The 4,640-nt window shown below is 42.0% G+C and carries 2 protein-coding genes; one reads left to right on the top strand and one right to left on the bottom strand.

From position 1 onward, the window contains the following. Window positions 1-342: 342 nt before the first annotated feature. Complete coding sequence (locus tag ODU45_RS09820) at window positions 343-1,887, bottom strand: peptide chain release factor 3 (RefSeq protein WP_398581227.1); 1,545 nt, start codon at window positions 1,885-1,887, stop codon at window positions 343-345. Between the two features lie 237 nt (window positions 1,888-2,124). On the opposite strand from ODU45_RS09820, the gene ODU45_RS09815 reads away from it, so the two are divergent. Next, complete coding sequence (locus ODU45_RS09815; protein ID WP_398581226.1) at window positions 2,125-4,461, top strand: cation-translocating P-type ATPase; 2,337 nt, start codon at window positions 2,125-2,127, stop codon at window positions 4,459-4,461. The last annotated feature ends 179 nt before the right edge of the window (window positions 4,462-4,640 follow it).

Genomic DNA, 4,640 nt, shown 5'->3' with positions numbered 1-4,640 from the left:
GTATTTGGTAGGATGAAGGGTGTTTTTGGCGTGCGCAGAGTCCATGTCAGAGGTCAAAAGGTGGTTGAAACTGAGATAGGATTCCTCCTAATGAGCATGAATCTCACGAAATTGGCTAAGAAATTAGCCCATGATAATAGAAACAAAAGGAAAAACACAGACAGTTCGGCTGAATTTCATCAGAATCAGCTTGAATCTATCTGTGTTTTTTATTTACTGGCTAGTTTTTGCCCAGTCTCAGCTTCATGTATTCTATCATATCCTTTTATAGTTATCTTTATCAAGGTAAATTGACTACCGTCAGTTCCTATTTCCCGATAGCAAACATCTCCCAGACTGTTGTTACATCTTCTCTTCCAACTCCACGTCAGGATACTTGTCCGCGAACCAGCGGAGGGCAAAGTCATTTTCAAAGAGGAAGACGGGTTGGTCAAAGCGGTCTTTGGCTAGGATGTTGCGGCTTGATGACATGCGTTCATCCAGGTCTTCTGGCTTGATCCAGCGGACTGTCTTTTTACCCATTGGAGTCATGACTACTTCGGCATTGTACTCGCCTTCCATGCGGTGTTTGAAAACTTCAAACTGGAGCTGACCAACGGCACCCAGCATATACTCGCCAGTCTGGTAGTTCTTGTAGAGCTGGATAGCCCCTTCTTGCACCAGTTGCTCGATTCCCTTGTGGAAGGATTTTTGTTTCATAACGTTTTTAGCAGAAACTTTCATGAAAATTTCAGGGGTAAAGGTCGGTAGCGGCTCAAATTCAAACTTGTTCTTACCTACGGTCAAGGTATCTCCTACCTGATAGGTCCCTGTATCGTAAACCCCGATAATGTCACCCGCTACTGCATTTTCCACATTCTCACGAGATTCTGCCATGAACTGGGTCACGTTGGACAACTTAGCTCCCTTGCCTGTACGAGGCAGGTTGACCGCCATACCACGTTCAAATTCGCCTGAAACCACACGGACAAAGGCGATGCGGTCACGGTGACGAGGGTCCATGTTGGCTTGGATTTTGAAAACAAAACCTGAAAAATCTTTGTTGAGCGGGTCAATGACATCCCCTGTCGTTGTCTTGTGACCATGTGGCTCTGGAGCAAATTCCAAGAAGGTATCCAGGAAAGTCTGTACACCAAAGTTTGTCAGGGCTGAGCCGAAGAAAACAGGTGTCAAATCGCCGTCCAAAATTGCCTGTTCTGAAAATTCATTCCCAGCTTCCGCCAAAAGTTCAATATCATCCAGAACTTGGGCATAGAATGGGTTAGACCCAAAGAGCTTGTCACCCTCGTCCAAGCTTGCAAATCGCTCATCACCTCGGTAGAGTTCCAAGCGTTTGTTATGGAGATCATAGAGTCCCTCGAAAGATTTCCCCATACCGATTGGCCAGTTCATTGGATAGCTGGCAATGCCCAAGACTTCTTCCAACTCTTGTAGCAAATCAAGCGGCTCACGGCCATCACGGTCCAACTTGTTGATAAAAGTGAAAACAGGAATGTTGCGGTGCTTCACAACCTCAAAGAGCTTTTTGGTCTGGGCCTCGATACCTTTGGCAGAGTCCACCACCATGACAGCCGCATCCACCGCCATCAAGGTACGATAGGTATCCTCAGAGAAGTCCTCGTGCCCTGGTGTATCCAAGATATTGACACGCTTGTCTGCGTAGTCAAACTGCATAACAGATGAGGTAACAGAGATACCACGTTGTTTCTCAATATCCATCCAGTCAGACTTGGCAAAATTACCAGTCTTTTTCCCCTTGACCGTACCTGCTTCACGAATCTCACCCCCAAAGTAGAGCAACTGCTCGGTAATGGTGGTCTTACCCGCGTCCGGGTGAGAGATAATCGCAAAGGTGCGGCGTTTCTTGATTTCTTCTTGTAGTGACATAATGTTTCCTTTTCATTTTTTTGTATTTTGATTCATAGCAGAGCTGAGCTCTTATCTTATTCGATTTACATTGGATTCATCCTTATTCTTTACTAGACAACTCTCTTATTATATCGGAAATAAGGGAATTTTTCAAACTATTGAAGAATAGGTCTACAGACCTATACTGTTGTATTATAAATATGTTACAATAAGTATGAGATGTATTCTATATACTAGAAAAAGAAAGATAAAATAATGAACAAAAAAATAAAAGGTTTATCAACCAAGGAAGTACAAGAACGTATTCAAAACCAGCAAACCAATCATTTTAAGACAAAGACCAGTGCCAGTAATTGGGAAATCTTCAGACGAAATGTGTTTACATCTTTTAACGCACTCAATTTTGCCATTTTCTTAGCCTTACTAGCTGTTCAGGCATGGTCCAACCTTTTCTTCTTCGGAGTTATTGTCCTCAACGCTGTTTCAGGAATGCTGACAGAATGGCGGGCACGACGAATGATTGACAAACTCAACCTGATGAACAAGGATTTTATCCGAGTTGTTCGTGACGGCGAGACAATCTCTATTGCACCAGAAGATATTGTCTTAGATGATGTTCTCTTGCTGTCTGCTGGCGAACAAGTTCCTAGTGATGCTATTGTTTTAGAAGGTATAGCCGAGGCAAACGAGGCCATGTTAACTGGTGAAAGCGACTTGATTGTGAAAAATACTGGGGCTGAATTATTGTCTGGTAGCTATCTAGTTAGCGGACAGATTTATGCAAAAGTCATCCATGTTGGCGCAGAAAACTATGCCAATAAGCTCATGCTTGAGGCGAAAACTCACAAACCTATCGTCTCTCGTATTCTTTACAATATGGATAAAATTGCTAAATTTACAGGAAAAATTATCATTCCATTCGGACTGGCTCTTTTTCTAGAAGCCTTTTTCATCAAACTTCTTCCCTTAAAAGACTCAGTTATTACCAGCTCTACTGCCCTACTAGGTATGTTACCAAAGGGAATTGCTCTGCTAACCATCACTTCTCTCTTAACTGCCGTTATCAAACTGGGAATGAAAAATGTCCTCGTACAAGAAATGTATTCCGTCGAAACACTTGCCCGAGTTGATGTTCTTTGTTTGGATAAGACCGGAACGATTACTCAGGGGAAAATGACCGTCGAAAACCTGCTCCCCTTAACCGACCATTATTCACTTGGCACTATTCAACAGTTACTCGCTACTTATATCCAGACAAGTGAGGATACTAATTCAACAGCTCAGGCCATTCGAAAAGAATATGGTGATTTAGAGCACCACTATAAAGCTAGTCACATCATTCCATTTTCTAGTGATAGAAAATGGGGAGCAATGACAATAGAAAACATTGGTCGCATTTTTCTAGGGGCACCAGAAATGTTACTAACACAAAATCCTCCTTCTGTTTCTGAGGCACAGGCTCGTGGTTCCCGTGTCCTGATTCTTGCGCTTAGCCAACAGTCCCTTCCTTCTTCTCAAAATCAGCTACCTGAGAATATTGAACCTCTAGCTCTATTAGAAATTGCCGACCCAATCCGAGAAGATGCCGCAGAAACACTAGCCTATCTTCGCTCGCAAGAAGTGATACTAAAAATAATCTCTGGTGACAATCCTGTGACGGTCTCACACATTGCTAAGGAAGCTGGATTTGCTGACTACGATAGCTATATCGATTGTTCCAAAGTTGACGACGAAGAACTAATTGCCAGAGCTGAAACAACCGCCATTTTCGGTCGCGTATCCCCACATCAGAAAAAATTACTCATCCAAACCCTCAAAGCACAGGGACATACTACTGCAATGACCGGTGATGGGGTCAATGATATTCTTGCACTACGCGAAGCTGATTGTTCCATTGTTATGGCAGAAGGCGATCCCGCTACCAGACAAATCGCTAATCTAGTCCTCCTAGATTCTGAATTTCGAGATATTCCTGAGATTCTCTTTGAGGGACGACGCGTTGTTAATAACATCTCCCACATTGCTCCCATCTTTCTTATCAAAACAATCTACTCTTTCTTACTTGGCCTTATCTGTATCGCTAGTATCGCCCTAGGTAAAGCAGAATATTTGTTAGTTTTCCCATTTATTCAGATACAAATGACCCTCATTGGTCAATTTGTTGAAGGTTTTCCTCCTTTTATCCTAACTTTTGAACGAAATATCCGCCCCGTAGAAAAACATTTTCTCAGAAAATCTCTTCTCTTAGCCCTACCAAATGCTCTTATGGTTGTTCTCAGTGTCCTTATTTTCCATTTAATGCAAGTCTTTGGATACTTAAACTTGCATGACATGCAAACACTCTCTTATTATGTTCTTGGTTCAACAGGTCTACTGGCTGTCATTCGTGCCTGTTTGCCACTGACAAAAGCTCGACTGGCTCTTATTATTTATTCCGTTTTCGGTTTCTTCATCAGCTCCCATTTCCTACATGATCTGATTGAAATTCACCCCCTAAACAGTCACACATTGCCAATCTATTCTGGATTAATGCTTATTTTTATCCCTGTCTTTTTCTGGATTAGCTACAAACAAGGCGCATTTAAAAACTAAAATAAGAGGCTGGGCAAAAACTAGCTTCTCACATATAAAAAACGAGCAATTCCAATTAGGAGTTGCTCGTTTTCCATTTCATGCTTTATAATTATAATAACGACAAAACAACTAGAAAGGCATGAAAATGTATAAACAGTATAACACAAATCAGTTAAGTTTGGAATTAAATATTGCTT

This window comes from Streptococcus sp. 2022WUSS135, from assembly GCF_044427045.1.
GTDB classification, from domain to species: domain Bacteria; phylum Bacillota; class Bacilli; order Lactobacillales; family Streptococcaceae; genus Streptococcus; species Streptococcus hashimotonensis.
This window is presented reverse-complemented; position numbering and strand designations above follow the sequence as displayed.